Annotated in this window: 21 protein-coding genes and 1 tRNA gene; 12 read left to right on the plus strand and 10 right to left on the minus strand. The window is 62.2% G+C overall.

Features of this window, described 5'->3' with window-relative positions; genetic code table 11:
• Window positions 1-7 precede the first annotated feature (7 nt).
• Window positions 8-1,489 (minus strand): inorganic phosphate transporter, encoded by a 1,482-nt coding sequence (locus tag SM763_RS10970; RefSeq protein ID WP_274830100.1) that lies wholly within the window; start codon window positions 1,487-1,489, stop codon window positions 8-10.
• A 118-nt stretch (window positions 1,490-1,607) separates the two neighbouring features.
• Window positions 1,608-2,066: an NUDIX hydrolase gene (locus SM763_RS10975; protein ID WP_065272956.1), complete on the minus strand. Its 459-nt coding sequence runs from the start codon at window positions 2,064-2,066 to the stop codon at window positions 1,608-1,610.
• Between the two features lie 244 nt (window positions 2,067-2,310).
• Here SM763_RS10975 and SM763_RS10980 point away from each other — a divergent pair, with 244 nt between their 5' ends.
• Window positions 2,311-3,075 carry an SDR family NAD(P)-dependent oxidoreductase gene (locus tag SM763_RS10980; protein ID WP_065272957.1) on the plus strand — a complete coding sequence of 255 codons (765 nt, stop codon included), beginning with the start codon at window positions 2,311-2,313 and terminating at the stop codon, window positions 3,073-3,075.
• A 137-nt stretch (window positions 3,076-3,212) separates the two neighbouring features.
• Here SM763_RS10980 and hrpB read toward each other — a convergent pair whose 3' ends face one another.
• On the minus strand, window positions 3,213-5,693 hold the full coding sequence (gene hrpB, locus SM763_RS10985) for an ATP-dependent helicase HrpB (RefSeq protein ID WP_368998562.1): 2,481 nt from the start codon (window positions 5,691-5,693) through the stop codon (window positions 3,213-3,215).
• 158 nt (window positions 5,694-5,851) lie between these two features.
• On the opposite strand from hrpB, the gene meaB reads away from it, so the two are divergent.
• The 4 genes from meaB to SM763_RS11005 all read left to right on the plus strand — a co-directional run bounded on the left by meaB (window position 5,852) and on the right by SM763_RS11005 (window position 8,385).
• A complete protein-coding gene (gene meaB, locus SM763_RS10990; protein ID WP_368998563.1) occupies window positions 5,852-6,829 on the plus strand; it encodes a methylmalonyl Co-A mutase-associated GTPase MeaB in 978 nt (325 codons plus the stop codon).
• Window positions 6,830-7,083: 254 nt separating this feature from the next.
• Window positions 7,084-7,374: a 50S ribosomal protein L28 gene (rpmB, locus tag SM763_RS10995; protein WP_065272959.1), complete on the plus strand. Its 291-nt coding sequence runs from the start codon at window positions 7,084-7,086 to the stop codon at window positions 7,372-7,374.
• Between the two features lie 125 nt (window positions 7,375-7,499).
• Window positions 7,500-7,853 (plus strand): hypothetical protein, encoded by a 354-nt coding sequence (locus SM763_RS11000; protein WP_368998564.1) that lies wholly within the window; start codon window positions 7,500-7,502, stop codon window positions 7,851-7,853.
• A 55-nt stretch (window positions 7,854-7,908) separates the two neighbouring features.
• Window positions 7,909-8,385 carry a copper chaperone PCu(A)C gene (locus SM763_RS11005; protein WP_368998565.1) on the plus strand — a complete coding sequence of 159 codons (477 nt, stop codon included), beginning with the start codon at window positions 7,909-7,911 and terminating at the stop codon, window positions 8,383-8,385.
• A 68-nt stretch (window positions 8,386-8,453) separates the two neighbouring features.
• Here the strand turns inward: SM763_RS11005 and SM763_RS11010 are convergent, their stop codons facing one another.
• The gene (locus tag SM763_RS11010) at window positions 8,454-9,161 is read right to left on the minus strand and encodes an NAD-dependent deacylase (protein WP_368998566.1); all 708 of its coding nucleotides are present in this window, start codon (window positions 9,159-9,161) and stop codon (window positions 8,454-8,456) included.
• A gap of 47 nt (window positions 9,162-9,208) precedes the next feature.
• On the opposite strand from SM763_RS11010, the gene SM763_RS11015 reads away from it, so the two are divergent.
• On the plus strand, window positions 9,209-9,664 hold the full coding sequence (locus SM763_RS11015; RefSeq protein WP_368998567.1) for a low molecular weight protein-tyrosine-phosphatase: 456 nt from the start codon (window positions 9,209-9,211) through the stop codon (window positions 9,662-9,664).
• A gap of 8 nt (window positions 9,665-9,672) precedes the next feature.
• Here SM763_RS11015 and SM763_RS11020 read toward each other — a convergent pair whose 3' ends face one another.
• From SM763_RS11020 to SM763_RS11030, 3 genes are all read right to left on the minus strand, one after another.
• Window positions 9,673-10,653, minus strand: a complete 981-nt coding sequence (locus SM763_RS11020; protein WP_368998568.1) for a LysR family transcriptional regulator — start codon at window positions 10,651-10,653, stop codon at window positions 9,673-9,675.
• A 206-nt stretch (window positions 10,654-10,859) separates the two neighbouring features.
• On the minus strand, window positions 10,860-11,171 hold the full coding sequence (locus SM763_RS11025; protein WP_065273772.1) for a hypothetical protein: 312 nt from the start codon (window positions 11,169-11,171) through the stop codon (window positions 10,860-10,862).
• 227 nt (window positions 11,172-11,398) lie between these two features.
• Window positions 11,399-12,835, minus strand: coding sequence for a hypothetical protein (locus SM763_RS11030; protein WP_274839715.1), 1,437 nt, complete (start codon window positions 12,833-12,835; stop codon window positions 11,399-11,401).
• Between the two features lie 95 nt (window positions 12,836-12,930).
• Here SM763_RS11030 and lepA point away from each other — a divergent pair, with 95 nt between their 5' ends.
• Together lepA and SM763_RS11040 are read left to right on the plus strand one after the other, a co-directional pair.
• On the plus strand, window positions 12,931-14,730 hold the full coding sequence (lepA, locus tag SM763_RS11035; RefSeq protein ID WP_368998569.1) for a translation elongation factor 4: 1,800 nt from the start codon (window positions 12,931-12,933) through the stop codon (window positions 14,728-14,730).
• Between the two features lie 493 nt (window positions 14,731-15,223).
• Complete coding sequence (locus SM763_RS11040) at window positions 15,224-15,667, plus strand: MmcB family DNA repair protein (RefSeq protein ID WP_490363281.1); 444 nt, start codon at window positions 15,224-15,226, stop codon at window positions 15,665-15,667.
• A 12-nt stretch (window positions 15,668-15,679) separates the two neighbouring features.
• Here the strand turns inward: SM763_RS11040 and SM763_RS11045 are convergent, their stop codons facing one another.
• Window positions 15,680-16,981 carry a hypothetical protein gene (locus SM763_RS11045; protein ID WP_368998570.1) on the minus strand — a complete coding sequence of 434 codons (1,302 nt, stop codon included), beginning with the start codon at window positions 16,979-16,981 and terminating at the stop codon, window positions 15,680-15,682.
• A gap of 256 nt (window positions 16,982-17,237) precedes the next feature.
• Complete coding sequence (locus tag SM763_RS11050) at window positions 17,238-17,426, minus strand: DUF6324 family protein (RefSeq protein ID WP_065272966.1); 189 nt, start codon at window positions 17,424-17,426, stop codon at window positions 17,238-17,240.
• A 104-nt stretch (window positions 17,427-17,530) separates the two neighbouring features.
• Here SM763_RS11050 and SM763_RS11055 point away from each other — a divergent pair, with 104 nt between their 5' ends.
• The gene (locus SM763_RS11055) at window positions 17,531-18,013 is read left to right on the plus strand and encodes a GNAT family N-acetyltransferase (protein ID WP_065272967.1); all 483 of its coding nucleotides are present in this window, start codon (window positions 17,531-17,533) and stop codon (window positions 18,011-18,013) included.
• A gap of 44 nt (window positions 18,014-18,057) precedes the next feature.
• Window positions 18,058-18,134: transfer RNA gene (locus tag SM763_RS11060), tRNA-His, on the plus strand.
• A gap of 193 nt (window positions 18,135-18,327) precedes the next feature.
• On the opposite strand, the gene SM763_RS11065 is transcribed toward SM763_RS11060, so the two are convergent.
• Complete coding sequence (locus SM763_RS11065) at window positions 18,328-18,684, minus strand: hypothetical protein (protein WP_274835013.1); 357 nt, start codon at window positions 18,682-18,684, stop codon at window positions 18,328-18,330.
• On the opposite strand from SM763_RS11065, the gene SM763_RS11070 reads away from it, so the two are divergent.
• The gene (locus SM763_RS11070) at window positions 18,683-18,829 is read left to right on the plus strand and encodes a hypothetical protein (protein WP_368998571.1); all 147 of its coding nucleotides are present in this window, start codon (window positions 18,683-18,685) and stop codon (window positions 18,827-18,829) included. The genes SM763_RS11065 and SM763_RS11070 overlap by 2 nt on opposite strands.
• A 34-nt stretch (window positions 18,830-18,863) precedes the next feature.
• Window positions 18,864-19,442, plus strand: coding sequence for a hypothetical protein (locus tag SM763_RS11075; RefSeq protein WP_368998572.1), 579 nt, complete (start codon window positions 18,864-18,866; stop codon window positions 19,440-19,442).
• The last annotated feature ends 15 nt before the right edge of the window (window positions 19,443-19,457 follow it).

Consider the following 19,457-nt stretch of genomic DNA (forward strand, 5'->3'; position numbering starts at 1 on the left):
CTGAGGCTTAGCGAATGATCGTCGTCAGCAGCCAGAAGGTAACACCGGACAGCAGTGCCGCGGCGGGCACGGTGATCACCCAGGCGGCTACGATGGTCATGAAATGGCTGCGGCGCACCAGCTTGCGGCGGCGGCGCTCCTCGGGGGCGATGCGCAGTTCCTCCGGACGCTGCAGCGAGAATTTGCGCAGGCGGTTCTCGGCGTGCCATTCGCGAAAGAAGCCAACGCCAAAGACTGCGCCGACCGCGATATGGGTCGAAGACACCGGCAGGCCAAGCCAGCTGGCGACGATCACCGTGATGGCTGCCGAAAGCGACACGCAATAGGCGCGCATCGGGTTCAGCTTGGTGATTTGGCTGCCGACCATACGGATCAGTTTCGGGCCAAACAGGAAAAGACCAAAGGAAATGCCGAAGGCCCCGATCACCATCACCCAGGTCGGGATAGCCACCTTGGCGGCGAAATCCCCGAACTCTGCCGCATGCACAATCGCCGCGAGCGGACCCACGGCATTGGCCACATCGTTGGCGCCATGGGCAAAGGACAGCAGCGCGGCGGAAATCACCAGCGGGATGCGGAACAGGATTTTCAGGGATTTGTTACGGTTCTCAAGTCCCACGGACTGGCGCGCGATTAGCGGCTTGGTGATCAGATAGCTTGCCACGGCAAAGCCAAGACCGATCAAAAGGGCGATTTCCAGATCGATCTTGATGATCCGTTTCAGACCTTTCAGCGCCAGATAGGCGGCAAAAGCACCGGCCATGATGGCGACAAGGATCGGAACCCAGCGCCGCGCAGCGGCGATCTTGTCGTCCTGATAGATCACCTTGGCCTTGATCACCGCCAGAAACAGCGCCGCGATGACGCCGCCCAGAACCGGCGAGATGACCCAGCTGGCCGCGATCTTGCCCATGGTGGCCCAATTGACCGCGGACATGCCTGCGGCAGCAATGCCCGCGCCCATGACGCCGCCGACCACCGAATGGGTGGTGGAGACCGGCGCGCCGATCCAGGTGGCCAGATTGACCCAGAGCGCCGAGGACACCAGCGCGGCCATCATCGCCCATATGAACACATCCGCCGTGGCCACGGTGGCCGGGTCGATGATGCCCTTTGAGATTGTGGAGACCACGTCGCCCCCGGCCAGCAAGGCGCCGGCGCTTTCGGCGATGGCAGCGATCAGGATAGCACCGCCCATGGTGAGGGCGTTGGCACCCACCGCCGGTCCCATGTTGTTGGCTACATCGTTGGCGCCAATGTTGAGCGCCATATAGGCACCAAAGATCGCAGCAGCGATGACGATGAAATTGCCGGGCGTGCCGCCGAGGAAAACGGCAGCCGCAGCACCAGCCAGTACGATGAAGGCCAGCGAGATGCCGGGACCGACCAAGGGGCGGGAGACATAGGCGGTTGCCAACTCCAGCTGAGAGATCCGGTTGAGGTCCCTGTCGAGGGTTTCCCAGTGCTTGCTATCGGGTTTTTCGCTCATGTCGCCGTTCCCCATGCCAAATGCCCAGCCAGACGGCTGTGCCGAAAAGAGTCGGCCACCGGGTAGCGTCGCGTCACCATTGGCGCAAGGCCGGTGTCACGATTCCATCATAAAACTGTTACAATTGTCGCAGGATCGACTGCAAATCTGGTTCCCGGACGAGGTTTGCCGCGTCTTGCGCGGGCATCCAGACACGTTTGCGTTGATCGGATTCCGGGTAGTCATCCTTGATGCGCTGGACCTCGGCGATATAGACCAGCGTTTCCACTGGCTGCCGGGTGCCGTTGTCGCGTTCCTTGACGTAGTGATAGCTGCCCTGCGGGGCAGAGGTGATCCGGGCATCGGCAACGCCGGCCTCTTCCCATGCCTCTTGCAGGGCGGACTCGGGGCCGTTCTTGCCTTTGATGGGCCAGCCCTTGGGGATGATCCAGCGGCCGGTGCCGCGGCTGGTGATCATCAGCACGTCTTTTCCGGATTTGGTGGTACGATAGCACAGGGCTGCCACCTGAATCCGCTTTGGGCGGAAAATAAGGGGGCGCAATACCTCTTCCCAAGCCTTGGCGAGGAGTGTTGTCATGCCTGAACTGCTTTCGTTTCTTGTTATGCTTTTGCCCCGGGCCGGAAACCGGACGGGGAGATGGTAGTAAATTTGGGGTTGACCACAACATATGTCCCAAAGGCGAATTTACAATGGTGTCTTGAGTTCGTCTCTGAATTGTGAACTTTTTCCGCAACAGCCGGGCAGGCGGCAAAGACGCGCCAGGGTTCGACATGATACCGGCTGCAAGGCCATCAGAGCAAGAAAGCGGGAGGGGAGAAGGATGAAAGCTGCATTAGTGACCGGCGGGGCACGCGGGATCGGGCTGGCGACGGCGAAGGGGCTGCTGGCTGAGGGGTGGCAGGTGGCGATCCTGGACCGCGACAGCGAAGCGCTGGAGGCGGCCGGGAAAGAGGTGGCAGGCCTTACCCTGATCAATGCGGATGTTTCGCGCCCCGAGGATGTAGAGCGGGCTGTCGCGGAGATCACGGCAGCCTTCGGGCGGCTCGACGGGTTGGTGAACAACGCGGGCGTCGCCGATTTCGGCCCGATCCGCGAGACTACCTTTGAACGGTGGCGCCGGGTGATGGAGACCAATCTGGATGGTCCCTTCCTGATGACCCAGGCCTTTACCGATCTTCTGGCCGCGGATGGCGGCGGGGCGGTGGTGAATATCACTTCGATTTCGGGCTTGCGCGCCAGCACCCTGCGGGTGGCCTATGGTACCTCCAAGGCGGCATTGGCGCAGCTGACGCTGCAACAGGCGGCAGAGCTGGGCGAGATCGGGATTCGCGTCAACGCGGTGGCGCCGGGACCGGTGGCGACCAAGCTGGCGATGGCGGTGCACAGCCCAGAGATCATCGCCGCCTATCATGATGCGCTGCCGCTGAACCGGTATGGCAAGGAAGAGGAGATCGCAGCGGCGATCAATTTCCTGCTGTCAGAGAAGGCGAGTTTCATCACAGGTCAGGTGCTGGCCGCAGACGGTGGGTTCGAAGCCACCGGGATCGGCCTGCCTGCGCTGCGCGCCGACGCGGCAAAGGACTGAGCTGGCCGGTGCTCTAGCAGAGGGGGGGGCTCCCGCCCGCGATCTGCCGCATCAAAGATGCGGCCTCCGCCGTTGGGCATAGCAGCGCGCAGGGGCGCGCTGCTCCGGCGCGATGACTTTTTCGCCCAGGGGCCTCGTCAGGATTTGCGCCGGTTGGCCCGCAGGGTTGGGTCGGCAGCGGTCGGATCTTCGGGCCAGGGATGTTTGGGATATTGGGCGCGCATGTCCTTGCGCACGTCCGCATAGGACCCGGCCCAGAACCCTGGCAGATCGCGGGTGATCTGGATCGGGCGCTGTGCGGGGGACAGCAGCGTCACCTTCAGCGGCACGCCGCCCACCGCGGGATGGCGGGTCACACCGAACATTTCTTGCAGACGGACCGCGATTTCCGGCACCTCCTGCCCGTAGTCGATCGGGATCTTGCGGCCCAGCGGCGTGACGAAATGGCCTGGCGCTTCGCGGTCCAGAAGCTGCGTCTGCTCCCAGCTGAGAGCGGCCCGCAGGGCGGGCAGAAGGTCGAACTGTTTCCAGTCCTGCGCGGTTTTCACCCCGGTCAGCATCGGCAGCAACCAATCGTCCAGCGTTGCCATCAGCCCATCGTCGGAGAAATCTGGCAGATCATGCCCATCGGCGCGCAGCAGCTCGACCCGCGCCACCAGCCGCGCGGCGGCACCAGTCAGGCGCAGACCCAGATCGCGCACCCCGTCGAGCATGGCTTCGGCGATCGCCTCGGGCGGGACATCCTTCCAGATGCGATCATCCAGAACCACACTGCCGAGGCGCTCCTGGCTGCGGGCCACGACGCGGCGGTCGCGTTTGGACCAGGCGCAGCTGTCCTGCCAGGTGATCTGATCGGCAAACAGCGCGCGAATATCGGCAAGGGCGATCTGCACCGCCATGCGGATCTTTGCTTCGCGCGGGTTACCATCGGTGTCCAGCGCCACGATGAAGGGCGTGGCGGCCAGCGTGTCCTCGGGCGACAGCACCGCCCCCTTGCCCCCTGACAGGACATAGCGCGGCGTATCGCCCTTGCGGCGCTGGCCGATGCGGTCGGGATAGGCGAGCGCGGCCAGCCCGGCTGCTGACAGGTCTGATACCACCGGCGCGTCAGAGCGGGCCTTGCGCTGTTGCTGTTGCAGCCTGCGGGCCTCTGCGCGGATCCGGTCGACCACTGGCAGGGCCAGTTGATAGGGGCGTTTGCGCTGGAACGCCTTGGGATCCTTCAGCGCCTCCAGCCGCAGCATCAGGTCGGCAGGGGCGCCGCGCAGGGGATCACGCTCGGCCAGCAGCGCGGCCAGCGTGGCGGCTGGGGCGGCCTGATCAGGGCCCGCACGTAGCAGCATATGGCCAAGGCGCGGATGCAGGGGCAGCGCCGACAGCGCCTTGCCGTGGGTGGTGATGCGGCCCTGTGCATCCAGCGCGCCCAAGAGGGTCAGAAGGTTGCGGGCCTCCTGCAAGGCGCCCTCGGGCGGTGGTGTCAGAAAGGCGAGATCCTCGGCGCCAGCGCCCCAGAGCGCCAGTTCCAGCGCCAGACCGGCCAGATCGGCGGATGCGATTTCCGCCGGGGGAAAGGCGGCAAGCGCGCCTTCCTCGCCTTTGGTCCAGAGGCGGTAACAGATGCCTTCGCTGACGCGTCCTGCGCGGCCCTGCCGCTGGGTTGCCTCGGCGCGTGTGACCTTTTCTGTGACCAGCCGCGACATGCCGGACCCCGGATCGAAGCGGGCGCGGCGAGATTGTCCCATGTCGACCACCACACGAACCCCGTCGATGGTAAGCGAGGTTTCCGCGATTGAGGTCGCCAGCACCACCTTGCGCCCTGATTTCGCGGGCTGGATGGCAGCGCGCTGCTGGGCAAAGGGCAGGGCGCCAAACAGGGGATGCACCGTGCAGTCCCCAGGCAGTCGGTTTTCGAGCGCGGCAGCGGCACGGCGGATTTCGCCTTCACCGGGCAGGAACACGAGGATACCGCCGCCTTCCTTGTGGGTTTCTGCCTCGGCGCGGGTAACCAGATCCACTAGCGCATCGGTGCGGCGGGCCTCGGGGCCAAGCGGGGTATCCAGCCAGCGGGTTTCCACCGGGAAACTGCGCCCCTCGGAGGTGATGAGCGGCGTCTCCATCAGGGCGCTGACGGGGGCGGCATCCAGCGTTGCGGACATCGCCAGCAGGATCAGATCGTCGCGCAGGGCGCCCGCGACCTCAAGACAGAGCGCGAGGCCGAGATCAGCATTCAGCGAGCGTTCGTGGAATTCGTCGAAGATCACTGCTCCGACGCCGGGCAGGTCGGGGTCCGATTGCAGCATCCGTGTCAGAATGCCTTCGGTGACGACCTCGATCCGGGTGGATTTGCTGACCTTCGCCTCGCCGCGAATGCGGTAGCCCACGGTTTCGCCTGGGCGCTCGCCCAGGGTTTCGGCCATGCGTTCGGCGGCGGCGCGGGCGGCCAGGCGGCGTGGCTCCAGCATGACGATGCGCCCGTCGCAGAGACCGGCCTCGAGCATGGCAAGCGGTACCTTGGTTGTCTTGCCGGCGCCGGGCGGTGCCTGCAGCACGGCGCGGCCGCCCGTGCGCAGGGCGGCGATCAGATCGGGCAGGGCGTCATCAATGGGCAGGCGTGTCATGGCAGCCTTATCGCCAAAGACCCGTGCCGGGTCCAGAGGCGCGGCGGCTGCGGCTGAATGCGCCTGCCTCGGCACTGGACAATCCGGGCCTGCCTGCGTCAAGTAGGCGGAACTTTCGGACACAGGCCCGGCAAAGGGCGCGGAACAGGGGCTTTGGCATGGATATTGCGCAGCTGAGTGACAAGATTTTGCAGGGCGACCGGCGCGCGTTGGCGCGGGCGATTACCCTGGTCGAAAGCGGGCGCGACGATCACCGGGAGCAAGCGCTGGCGCTGCTGGAGCGGCTGGCCAAAGCGGAACGGCAGGCCTTGCGGATCGGCCTGTCGGGCACGCCTGGGGTCGGCAAATCCACCTTCATCGAGGCCTTCGGCATGATGCTGGTCGAACGCGGCCTGCGGGTGGCGGTGCTGGCGGTCGATCCCAGCTCGACCCGCTCGGGCGGTTCCATTCTGGGCGACAAGACCCGGATGGAGCATCTCAGCCGCCAGAAATCCGCCTTCATCCGCCCGTCGCCCAGCCAGACCACGCTGGGCGGTGTCGCCCGCCGCACCCGGGAGGCGGTGTCCCTGTGCGAGGCCGCTGGTTTTGACGTGGTACTGGTCGAAACCGTCGGGGTGGGGCAATCCGAAACCGTGGTGGCGCAGATGTCGGATCTGTTCCTGCTCTTGCTGGCCCCGGCGGGCGGCGATGAGTTGCAGGGTGTCAAGCGCGGTATCATGGAAATGGCGGATATGATTCTGGTCAACAAGGCAGACGGCGATCTGAAACCCGCCGCTACCCGCACGTGCGCCGATTACGCCGGGGCCTTGCGGCTGCTGCGCAAGCGTCCGCAGGATCCCGAAGGATTTCCCAAGGCGATGATGGTTTCGGCGCTGGCACGGGAGGGGCTGGAGGCCGCTTGGGCCGATATCGAGCATCTGTCGGGCTGGCGGCGCGAGACGGGACATTGGGCGCGGACCCGGGCAGATCAGGCGCGTTACTGGTTTGCCGAAGATGTGCGCCAGGCCATGCTGGCAAGGCTGGAAACGCCTTGGGCGCAGGGCCGGATGGCGGAACTGTCGGATGCGGTCGCTGCGGGAGAGCAGACCCCTGCCGCAGCCGCGCGGGACATGCTGAAGGGGCTGGGGCTGGAATAAACCCGCTGGCCAGATGCGGTAGGGGGACCTTTCAGGCCCGGCGCGCGGCCGGGTTTGGTCCGGTTTGGGCGGGGCTGTGCCACTTTCCGGCGGAGTGGGTGATAAAACCCTGCCATATGGCTTGACCCTGTCAGCGATTCCTCCTAAACGCATCCAACCAGTTTTCGGGCGCAGCCAATGGCCGCGCCCTTGTGATTTGGCGGCAGATTCGGAGTTTTGTCCGGCAGGCCGCCCCAGATACGAAGGATGAACCTATGTCGCGCCGTTGCGAACTGACCGGAAAAGGCCCGATGACTGGCAACAATGTCAGCCACGCCAAGAACCGCACTCGTCGTCGGTTTCTGCCGAACCTGAACGATGTCACCCTGCAGTCCGAGACTCTGGGCCGTGGCGTCAAGCTAAAGATTTCCGCCGCAGCCCTGCGCTCGGTTGATCACCGCGGTGGTCTGGACGCATTCCTGGCAAAAGCCAAGGACGAAGAGCTGTCCGCAACCGCTCTGAAAGTGAAAAAAGAGATCGCCAAGGCACAAGCTGCCGAGGCCTGATCCGCTTCAGACCGATCTGATTTCGTAAGACGCCGTGCTGGACATTCCAGCGCGGCGTTTTGCCATTCTTGGCGTGACCGAATGCCGCTTGCGGTTGGCGCTGTGCGGGGGCATATCTGCCACTGATGATGCGACGTTTGCGGATATATATCGGGATCTTCCTGTCCCTTGCTGTGGTGCTGACCGCCCATAGCGCTGCCGCGATGCGTGGGGCACGGGATGCCTCGGGGCAGATCGTGATCTGCACGGGCACCGGCCCGGTGGCGATCTATGTGGACAGCGACGGCCAGCCGGTCCCGGCGCCGCATTATTGTCCCGACTGCGTGATGCATCTCTTGGATGCTGGGCTGCCGGTGCAGCAAGCGCTGCCAATCCCGGCACGCCCGGTTCGGCAGGATCTGACACCCGATCGCACAGTCCTGATCCCCGTCTCCTGCGGGCAATACGCCCTGGCACGTGGCCCGCCGATCTCTGCCTGATTTCCAATCTATCCTACCCTGAAAATCAGACAGACTTTGTAACAGGAGACTCAAGATGTCTTTAAAATCCTTCGTTTTCGCCGCCACCAGCGCAGCCGCACTCACCCTTGCCGGGGTCGCCATGGCGGGCGGTATGATGGTCGAGGACGCCTATGCACGCGTGTCGACCAAGATGTCCGCCAGCGGCGCGGCATTCATGCAGATCATGAACGATACCGGCGCTGATGACCGGCTGATCGATGCGCATTCTGACGTGGCAGAGCGGGTCGAACTGCACACCCACCAGGGCGATGCCAACGGTGTCATGAAGATGGTGCACGTGGAAGAAGGCTTTGCCATTCCGGCGGGTGAGGTGCACATGCTGAAGCGGGGCGGCGACCACGTCATGTTTTTGGGGCTGACCCAGACCCTTCATCACGGCGATGTGGTACCGCTGACGCTGGTCTTTGAAAAAGCCGGTGAAATCAACGTTGAGGTGCCGGTGGATCTGGAGCGCAAGCCCGGTCACGGCGGCATGAAGCACAACAACTGATCAGCGCCAATCGCGCCGAGACATTGCGGCCAGTCCTTTTCCGGGGGCTGGCCGTTTTCTTTGGAGGCTCAGGCGCGGGCCAGAATGTCGCCGGTCCAGTGGGGCACGATCTCGCTGGCGCGCCCCAGGCGGCTTTCGGCAAAGCTGGATGCGCCGGCCGAGGGCTCAAGATTGAGTTCAACCGTATGGGCGCCCGCCATCTGCGCTTCCTGCACAAAGGCAGCGGCCGGGTAGACCTGACCGGAGGTTCCGATTGAGGCGAAGATATCCGCTTCGGCCAGATGGTCGTAGATGGCTTCCATGAAATAGGGCATTTCGCCAAACCAGACGATATCGGGGCGCGTGCGGGGCTGGGCGCAGGCGGGGCAGAGGTCGGTGGGTGACATGCTGGCGGGGGCGGGCCAGCGGTGATCGCAGGCTGCGCAGAGGGCACCGTTAAGCGTACCGTGCATATGCAGCACATCTTCTGCGCCGCCCTGTTCGTGCAGCCCGTCTACATTCTGGGTGATGATCACAACCTCACCGGGCCAGGACCTTTGCAGCTCACCCAAGGCCGTGTGGGCGGCATTCGGGCTGGCCTCGGCCGATTGGGCACGGCGGGCATTGTAGAAGGCGTGCACAAGATCGGGATCGCGGGTAAATCCTTCGGGCGTTGCTACATCTTCGATCCGGTGCTTTGCCCAGAGCCCGTCTTCGTCACGAAAGGTGCCGAGCCCGCTTTCGGCGGAAATGCCGGCGCCAGTCAGGATGACGATCTTCTCCGCACTCTTTTCCATCGCCGCAAAGCCTCTTATTGCTGTCTTGCCAAAAGGAGTGTGCCCCGATGACTAAACGCATTTTGTTCGTCTGCCTAGGAAACATTTGCCGCTCGCCCGCAGCTGAAGGGGTGTTCCGCGACCTTTTTAAGCAGGCCGAGACGGATAGCGCGGGCACGGCGGGTTATCACGTGGGAGAGCCGCCCTACGGGCCTATGGAGGCAGCGGCGCGGGCGCGGGGGCTGGATCTGTCGGATTTGCGGGCGCGGCAGTTCGAACCGCAGGATTTTGCGCGTTTTGATCTGATCGTGGCGATGGACGGTGACAACCTGCGCAATATCGAGGCGCAAAGGCCTGCAGGCCAGATCACGCCCGCGGTGCTGTTCACCGACTTTGCTGCGGGCAGCAGCGCGGATCATGTGCCCGATCCCTATTATACGCGGGATTTCGACGGCTGCCTCGACCTGATCGAGCAGGCGGCGCGGGGGCTGGTCTCCCATCTGGAGGCAGGGCACGCCCTCTGACGTCGGCCTTAGCTGTCGATGACCTTGAACGCCCCTGCCAGCCAAGGAAGCCGGACCAGCGCCGGATCGATCATCTGTGTCTGGATCAGGTGCCGCATGGTCTTGGCCACGTCGCGGGGGACCTGATCCGCCCAGTCGTTGCCGCTGAACAGGGAAATGGTCCGACCGGCGGCACCAAAGGGCAGGGCGTAGGCTTCGATCTGATCGTGGAACCGCACCGCCCGCATATACCCCAGCGGCGTCGTGATCGCCCAGCCGATCCGGCGCGCCACCATGGCCATCAGGGCAAGGTGCGAACCAATCTCAAACCGGCTTTCAAAGGCAAGGTTTTGACGGGTCAGATGGGCGTCGATTTGCTGTGAAATCAATTGGTCCCGTGCATAGCGCAGGAATGGCAGGGTATTCAGCTCGCTCACGCTGACCTTCGGAAGGCCGGTATCCGAGGAGCCGATGAACCCCTTTGGGGCCACCAGAATAAAGGGGTCCTGCACCAGTGGCAGTTCCACCAGCCCTTCGTGCAGGGCGCCGGTGGTCGCGGCTACGGCTATGTGCAGCTCGCGCTCTTCCATGGCGCGGATGATGTCGTGGCTGGAGGCGGTGATCATCTTGAACCGGCATTTGGTCAGGCTCTCGGCAAGGATGGTCACCAGCCGCGGGGTCAGATCATTGTCGAAATCGTCGATCAGACCGATCGACAGTTCGGGCAGGTGGCTGAGATCGACAACCGTCAGCTCGCTTTGCGCTAGTCGCAACTCTGCAAGCACCGCCTCGGTGCGGGCCAGAAATGTACGCCCTGCCGGGGTGACTACCATCGGGCGGCGGCTGTGGTCCACCAGGTCGCAGGACAATGATTTTTCCAGATTCCGCAATTGCTGGCTGACTGCGGGTTGGCTGAGCCCGGTCATTTCCGCAGCCTGCGCCACGGATCCGGTTCTTGCCAGTGCGGCAAAGACTTCCAGCCCTCTTAGGGTAACACCCTTCGTCAACATGAATATGCTCCAAATATGCATCTTCTTTCTCAACGACAGAAAGATGCGGGGTCAAGGGTTGTATTGGAGCGGATTTCCCCTGTGCGGCACTGCAGCATCTGCGCCGGGCCGTGGGCCGCGCAAAATCGGGGGCGCGTCACGGAGGCATGAGAGGGGTGTGACCGTCGTAACGCTGATCTGAATAGACGCCTTTCAGAGGGGCTGTATCAGCCGCAGACGCGCGCGGCGTTGGCGCCAAATTCCTTGTAGCGTTCCCAAAGCTGTTCATCGCCGCGATGGCTGGACTGGCGTACGACCTGCGCCTGATGCGGATCGGCAAACCACTTTGACACCTTGGAGCGCTCCGAACGGGTCAGGCTCTTGTTGGCGACTTTCTGAATGCAGCTGCACAGCCCGGCCTTTGCATAGCCGCGTTCCGACTGACGACAGGCCCTTTCGATGACGCCCGCGTCGACAGAGGGTACGCTGAACGCAGTCGTCAGGGCTGCGGCACAGAGAAAAGAGCTCACAAAACGCATCGTCATGTCCTGTCCAGTGGTCATTCGAGAAAGGCCGCTGGCAGGCGGCTGGCGCGACTATGCCGCAGGTTTGGCTGGCTTTCAATTGGGGTTAATAATCCATAAATCATGCGCGGGAATCTGCCACAGGCCCTGCGAATAGGGTCTAGCCCGGACCAAAGGCCGGGCAGCGCCTGCCTGCCCCCCGGCAGGCGCTATGCGCCCGCCCAGTCAGGCGCTGCCCTTGGTTAGAGGACGCCTAATATCCGCAAGCCGATCTGGACCAGATTGAAAAGAATAGCGCCGACGCCGCCGATTGTTGTCACGGTTAGCCCGGCCAAACGAATGGTTTTCACAAGATCGCTGTCAAAGGTCTGCGCGCCTGTCTTTGCCAGCTTCTTTGCGTGGTCGACAAGCAGGGCCATCTTGGAGACCCGGCTGAAGATCCGTGTGGTTGCATCGGCGCCGGGCAGGGCGGGGGCGCCTGTGGGCAGGGGGCGGGCCGCGTCATTAATCAGTTCGGGGATATCCTCGGCAAAATCTTCGGCCATGGCGCCTTCGCTGATCGCGGTGAGCAGCGGCTGGGCCTGTTCCAGCACCTGTTTGTCCTCTGCCGAGAGCTCACCCAGGGCCTGCTGGGCGAGTTGTTCACGGTTTGCGGCGACCTCGGGGTGGTTGGCCCGGATCCCGCGCACGCCGTCCTTAACCGCGTCCAGCAGGGCAAGGTTGTCTTCGTTATCCGGCAGCTCACGGCTGTCGTGGATCTGTCGGCTCAGGCTTTTGGCGACGGAGGTCAGCGTCAGTTCGGCCTGCTGGGGATCGTTGCCATAGCGGGTGATCACCCGGTTGAGCCTGCGAATATCGCCCGAGCGTTCGGTCAGCCCGTTGTGGCCCTGCAATGCATCTTCGGTGGCATCCGCTATTTGGGTCAGCAACGCTGACATCAGCGGCGCATTCTCCACCGGAATAGGCACCGCGCGGAACTTAGAGGTTTCCGGGTTCACCTCAATGGTTTCGGCAAGAGGGAGTTTCTCGGCCATATTAGCGGCCTTGATCCGTTCGATCTCTTCCGCAACGGCCTCGGGGCCAGCGTCCCAGATGTCATCGTCGATCTGGGCTACGCGGCGTTGGAGTTCCCAGTCTAACGGTTTTCCTTCAAGGAAACCTTGGTACCAGTGGCACCAAAAACACCACGGACTGTGCGATTTGAATTCGCGTTCAAAGCTTTGCCACATGTCCAGAAATTCCACTATGCCTGTTGTGCCATGCCAGAGGGGCTGCTGGAAAAGGTACGTTGGAACGTGCCCGCCCCAATCAGGGCGCTGGGCTAGTGTGGCATCTAAGAAGCTTGCTGCAGGGAAGAGGGAATCGAGAACGGACTCTAGGACTGCGAGTGCTGTCTCGTCTGCCCTAATAAGGCGGCCCAATTCGCTGTCTTCATCCAGTGCATACTTTTTCTCGGCTTCCCGAGGGGGAAGGGTGCTTAATTCGGCATTGGTGATTGCTGCACGAAAAGATGACAAAAGCGCAATTTGAGCAGACGAGTTTTCGCGGTGAGCATCTACTTGGTGCATCAATTCTGGCAGACTGCGTATCGCTGCGCGTACTCCGATCGCGAAGCAGACCTGCCAATCCTGTGTATCCAGCCACTCTTTCAGCTGCTCTTCGGTCTCAATCTGCGGCAATTGCGCCTCTCCTGCCATGCACCCTTAAAAATATCGCTGGGTGGCCTCACGCGCGCGCTTGACCAAACTTAAAATCCGCACCATATCCCCAGACCATGACAGAGCTCTCAAAGATCCGCAATTTCTCCATCGTCGCCCATATCGACCATGGCAAATCCACCCTCGCTGACCGGCTCATCCAGGAGACCGGGACGGTGGAGTCGCGCGATATGAAAGAGCAGCTTCTGGACGCGATGGATATCGAGCGTGAGCGTGGCATCACCATCAAGGCCAACACGGTCCGGATCGACTACAAGGCCGACGATGGCGAGACCTATGTTCTCAACCTTATCGACACCCCCGGCCACGTCGACTTTGCCTATGAGGTCTCCCGCTCCATGCGCGCGGTTGAAGGCTCGCTGCTGGTTGTGGACAGCACGCAAGGGGTCGAGGCGCAGACGCTGGCCAATGTCTATCAGGCAATCGACGCGGATCACGAGATCGTCCCGGTGCTGAACAAGATCGACCTGCCCGCATCTGATTGCGATCGCGTGGCTGAGCAGATCGAGGATGTGATCGGCATCGACGCAAGCGAGGCAATTCAGGTCTCGGCCAAGACCGGGCAGGGCATTCACGAGACGCTGGAAGCGATCGTACAGCATCTGCCCGCTCCCGCAGGCACCCGCGATGCGCCGCTCAAAGCCATGCTGGTGGACAGCTGGTACGACGCTTACCTGGGCGTGATCGTGCTGGTGCGCATCATGGACGGCGTCCTGAAGAAAGGCATGCGGGTCAAGTTCATGTCGAACGACACCCTGCACCATGTGGACCGGATCGGCGTCTTCCGCCCTGCCATGCAGGTGGTGGATGAACTCGGCCCGGGTGAGATCGGCTTCCTGACCGCCTCGATCAAGCAGGTACGCGACACCCGCGTCGGCGACACCATCACCAATGACCGGAACGGCTGCGAGGTGGCTCTGCCGGGCTTCAAACCGGCGCAGCCGGTGGTGTTCTGCGGTCTCTTCCCGGTGGATAGCGCCGAATTCGAAGACCTGCGCGACGCCATCGACAAGCTGGCTCTCAACGACGCCTCCTTCAGCTTTGAGATGGAGACCTCGGCGGCGCTGGGCTTTGGTTTCCGCTGCGGTTTCCTGGGCCTGTTGCACCTTGAGGTGATCCGCGACCGGATCGAGCGGGAATACAATATCGAGCTGATCACCACGGCGCCGTCGGTGATCTATCACGTCTACATGAAGGACGGCGAGAAGATCGACCTGCACAACCCGGCCGACATGCCTGACATGTCCAAGGTGGATCACATCGAGGAACCGCGGATCAAGGCGACGATCCTTGTGCCGGATGAATACCTCGGCGATGTGCTGAAACTCTGCCAGGACCGCCGCGGCATTCAGGAAGACCTGACCTATGCCGGTTCCCGCGCCATGGTGGTCTACGATCTACCGCTGAACGAGGTGGTTTTTGACTTCTACGACCGGCTGAAATCGGTGACCAAGGGCTATGCCTCCTTCGACTATCACCTGACCGGCTACCGTGAGGACAACCTGGTGAAGATGTCGGTGCTGGTGAATGACGAGCCGGTCGATGCGCTGTCGATGATGGTGCACCGGGACCGTGCCGAAATGCGCGGTCGTGCCATGTGCGAAAAGCTGAAGGACCTGATCCCGCGCCACATGTTCAAGATCCCGATTCAGGCGGCCATCGGCGGCAAGGTGATCGCGCGCGAAACCCTGTCGGCGCTGCGCAAGGACGTGACCGCGAAATGCTATGGCGGCGATGCCTCGCGTAAACGCAAGCTGCTGGACAAGCAGAAAGCGGGTAAGAAGAAGATGCGCCAGTTCGGCAAGGTCGACATCCCGCAGGAGGCCTTCATCTCGGCATTGAAAATGGATAGCTGAGGCCGTCTGGCGAAAAATCCGTGTAGATCAAGGGCGCCATTCCTTTAGCGGGAGTGGCGCCTTTTTTGTCTCTGCAGCAGGTGCGGGACCTGTATTGGCGTGTGAATGCCGGGGAGTTAGACGTTATGGGGCGCCAATTGGCTGGCGTAGGCTGACAGTATGTGCGTCTGCGTCAGGTGGAGGCAGCCCCCGGGCCTTTGGTCGATACTGTGGAAATGTGGCGGGACCACCAGGCAACCGTGCGGTTTTGATTCCCGAGGACCTGTATGTACAGGTGGGCGCCAGGTAAACGGACCAGGATCCGAACAGAGCCAGCTCCCTCGGAATTGCTTAAGGCCACTGGAATGCTACCTGTCACAAGAAGGGCAGAACCCGCCACGGCCCTAGGTAGTGTGCGGGCGCTGCGGCGGCAAGGGGCAAGTGGTAAGAGTTTTTGCCTTTACCGTCCTCGGGCTTGCATTTTGTTCCCTAATTGTTCACTTCTGGTGCCATGGTGGATGAGAATGATCTGGAGCGGTTTCAGCCTGGTCAGCGGCTGGCGCGCGGGGTGGCGCGGTATTTGCGCTCGCTTGGCTTTGTGTCGGTCGAGGAATTCGTGCCCACACGCGGCCTGCGCGTTGATCTGATGGCGCTGGGCCCAAAGGGCGAGATCTGGGTGATCGAATGCAAATCCAGCCGCGCCGATTTCCAGTCAGACAGCAAATGGCAAGGGTATCTCGAGTGGTGTGACCGCTATTTCTGGGCGGTAGACACCGAGTTCCCGGTCGAAATCCTGCCGGATGAGACCGGGCTGATCGTCGCCGATGCCTATTATGGCGAGATTGTGCGTATGGGGCCGGAAGCGAAGCTGCCCGCAGCGCGGCGCAAGAAGATGACGCACAAGCTGGCGATGGACGCCGCACGGCGGCTGCAGGCGGTTCTCGACCCCAGAGTGTAGCAGATGTGATCCTCACATGCGCAGATCGACCGCTTGTTCTTGTTTCAGGATCTTGTCGACCTGACCGCTTGGCAGGGCCAGCGCGACAGTGCCTCCGTTTGCCAGACCTTTGACTGTGACCGAGCTACCATCGCCAAAATTGATGAGCAGGGCATCGTCCTTCTTTACGATGGTGGCGCTGGCGGCTTTTTCGCTGGAGACCATGAGGGCCAGATCTGCACCTTCCGAAAGGGTGACCACGTCATTGCCCTCGGCCGCGCCATCCTGCAGCGCCATGGTAAAGCTGCCTTTTGACAGCAGAACCGTATCGTCGCCTGTCCCGGCACCAAATGTGACATGCCCCTGCGCTGCCAAGGATAGCGTGTCATCGCCGCTGCCTGTGTGCAGGCGGGCGTACCGCGGGAAGTCCAGCCCGTCCCCGGATTGATCATTCAGCACCACATTTACCACATCATTGCCGTCGCCGGTTCTTACGCCGTCCAGAACAGTGGCGTTAAGGGTCAGAACATCGTCGCCCGATCCGGTATCCAGTCGTGACACGACCCCCGCGCGAATGGCCACGCTGTCATTGCCATCGCCGGTGTTCACCTGATTGAGGTGGCGGGCCGAGATGCTGAGCGCGTCATCGCCCGTACCGGTATCGAGTCCCGTGATCGTTTCCGCATTCAGAGCGACCGCGTCATTACCGCCACCGGTCGAAATCTTGCGTATCGTCTGTGCTGAGATCGCCAAGGAATCGGCGGCGGAATAATTGGCATAATACGTGGTCATCCGCGCCCCGCCGGATTTGTAAACGACCAACTCGGTGCCTCGGTTTTGCCGGTCGGTATGCACGTCCTCGACCACATCGCCGGTCAGGGCTACGGCGTCCGATCCATCACCGGTTTCGATGCCCTTGATCACCCCGCCAGCGTAGGACACGGCATCGTTGCCAGAGCCGGCGCCGAAGGCGTTTGGAGGGGGCGGGAAGAAGGCGTGAATATCGCCCTCGTCTGTGACCATCAAAAGCATGAGGTGGCTGCTCTGGCTGTTGTCCTGTTGCAGCGTGGCGAGGGCCTTTTGCATTTCTTTGGTTTTCAGCGCGAAGGCAATCGCGCGCGCATTGTCCTCCAAGCGTTTCATGTTGGCCTCCGCTTCCTTGCGCTGCTCTAGGCGTTCGGCGCGCTGCACCTTCTGGCTTTCTTCCAGAAGGGTTTTGGCGCTGGCCCCTTTGGTCCAATCGGTGGCTGTGGTTTCCGCAGTCGCCGCCAAATCCGGTGTGTTCGTGCCAGCATAAAGGCCGGTAAAGCTGTTGATGCCGAAAACGGAGTTCATAATCTGCGCCCCTCTAAATCCAAATGAATGGCCTTTAGGGTCGCGCTGGAGTCTCAAAAAGAAATTAATCGCGCTGAAGGAAGCAGTAACGTTTTTTTGTTTAGTCGCGAGGTTTCATAGCTACTTGGCGTTAAGTGGCTTGCGTAGCAGTAAAGTTTCCACGCTCGGGTGGGAACTCAGGCGCGGTATGTGACGCGCCGCTTCAGTTATCTGGCGGGCGCCTGCACGGACACAGCCGCCCGTCCGGGTGCCAAGGTCAGTCCGACAGGCTGCGGGCTGCCTGAGCGGCGGCGCGGATTTCGTCGGCGATTTCCTCGGCTTCTTCGGGGTCGAAATCCATCGGGATCTCAATATCGCCGGCTTCGATGAAAATGCGCACCATGCCGATATCGGTCGGGCCGATCTGCATGTTCGCTTCGATATCGCGTTCGCTGTTGATGCCCATCGTGACCTCCTGTGGGTGACCTTCTGCGGCGCATAAACGGCCTGAGGCATCCTGCTAGCCCGGAGCCTGTTGAAAGGCAAGCGGGCATCGTGGTCAGATAAGCCATGGAAAAAGTGACTTTGCGCCGATTCGAAGCCGAGGACAGCCCCTGGCTGGTGGAGCGGCACCAGACCCTTTACACCCAGGACGAAGGGTTCGACGACACATTTGGCCCGCTGGTGGCCGAGATCCTGCGGGATTTCTGCGCGGATCATGATCCGGAAAGGGAACGCGGCTGGATCGCAGAGGAAAACGGCCAGCGGCTTGGCTCGATCTTCTGCGTGCGGCTGAGCGATACCACCGCCAAGCTGCGCCTGTTCCTGCTGACGCCCGAGGCGCGCGGCAAGGGCATCGGCAAGCGCCTGCTGACCCAATGCATGCAGTTCGCGCGTGATGCGGGCTATCAGGATATGACGCTGTGGACCCATGAAAGCCACGAAGCGGCCTGCGCGCTTTATGCTGCATTCGGCTGGGAATTGGCCGACAGCAAACCGGTTCATTCCTTCGGGCAGGATTTGATCGAACAAAGCTGGAAAACTGTGCTTTAACCCCCTTGCGCTCGGTATGTACCTAGGCTAAATCGCCCCCCAGTGCCGCCTTAGCTCAGTTGGTTAGAGCGCTGGATTGTGGATCCAGAGGTCCCCTGTTCAAGCCAGGGAGGCGGTACCATTTCCCCTCTTTTTCACATAACGCACTGATTGCGATCGGTTAGTTCGCATGCATGGGCGCGCCCAAGCACCTGTAGGCGCTACAAGGGCTTGGCGGCAGCAGCTCACCCGCATGCCATGCAGGTGAGCGTTGGTCTGATCCATCTGAACCCGTTGCAGCACTGCTGTGGCTCGCCTGACCGGTACGGGCGCGGTTATTCGCCCGTGGTCGTGGTGGTTGTCGTCGTGGTGGTGCCGGTTTCGTCATCACCGGTCACGACCAGAAGAATCACACTGCTCAGAATCACTCCGGCTGCGGCGGTGGGGCTTAGCCCGGTACCCTGCATCGCTTCGGGCAGCGTTTCGCTAACCGCTTGAGAGTTGGAGGCGCGGCAGGTGACCTTGAGCAGCCCGCCCGGCAGGTATTGCGCCGAGACCGGAACCCCTGCACCGCAGGCGGCGCGGCTCTTTGCTTCGTTGAGGGCTGCGCTTGCGCCCTGGGCTGCAAGCGGTCCGGGGGCGGTAAAAAGAATCAGGGCGGCTAGGGCGGTCAGAGAGCGGGGGGAAAACATGGAAGCCTCCGAAAAATCATTACGATACTCTCCTGACAGCTTACAGACCTATGCCGCGCTTGCAACGACGGCGCGGGAATGGGACAGTTTCAACATGATTTCTGCCGATGGCCCGTTTGCGGGGCCGCCGCTGGATGGTGGCTAGGGCATGTGGTATTGGTATCCGGAGTTCGAGTGACATGACGCAAAGTTTCCTAAGCAGATGTGCGGCGGCGTCCGCAGTGATCGCCCTGACGGCGGGGCCGGTTCTGGCGCAGTCAGCGCCAGTTCTTTACACGGTGATCGTTCCGGCGGGCGAGTTCGGCTCGGCGGCGTTCCTGCGTCAGTTGGTGACGAGCCTCTCCGCCGCCAAGGCCTTTTGCGCTGATATCGACGCCGCGGAATACCGGGTGGATTGTCTCGCGGAGCGTCTGGAAAGCGTTTCAGCGGAAATCCCCGAAGATTCGGATTACGAGGAGGTCCGCCAGGTTCTGCGGGACACCGCGCGGGATATTCACCGTCTGACCCGCAAAAACCGGGATTGGAAACAGAGCAATGCCTATGCCTCGCGCAAGACGTCGTCCACGGACCGGACCACGCGTCCGCTGACGCCGGTCAATCCGGCACGGGCAGCGCAGGTCAATCAGCAGGCCAGCGCCATTCTGGATCAGGCGCAGACGGTCCTGTTGCGCAGCGCCGAAGCGGCAGAAGAGCGGCGTTCGCAATATGTGCAGATTGCCGAGGCGCTGGGATCGAACAAGGTGCTGCTGCGTTCCTGATGCAGACCGCCCGCC

Source organism: Pseudophaeobacter sp. C1-32P7, from assembly GCF_041008775.1.
Taxonomy (GTDB): domain Bacteria; phylum Pseudomonadota; class Alphaproteobacteria; order Rhodobacterales; family Rhodobacteraceae; genus Phycobacter; species Phycobacter gallaeciensis_A.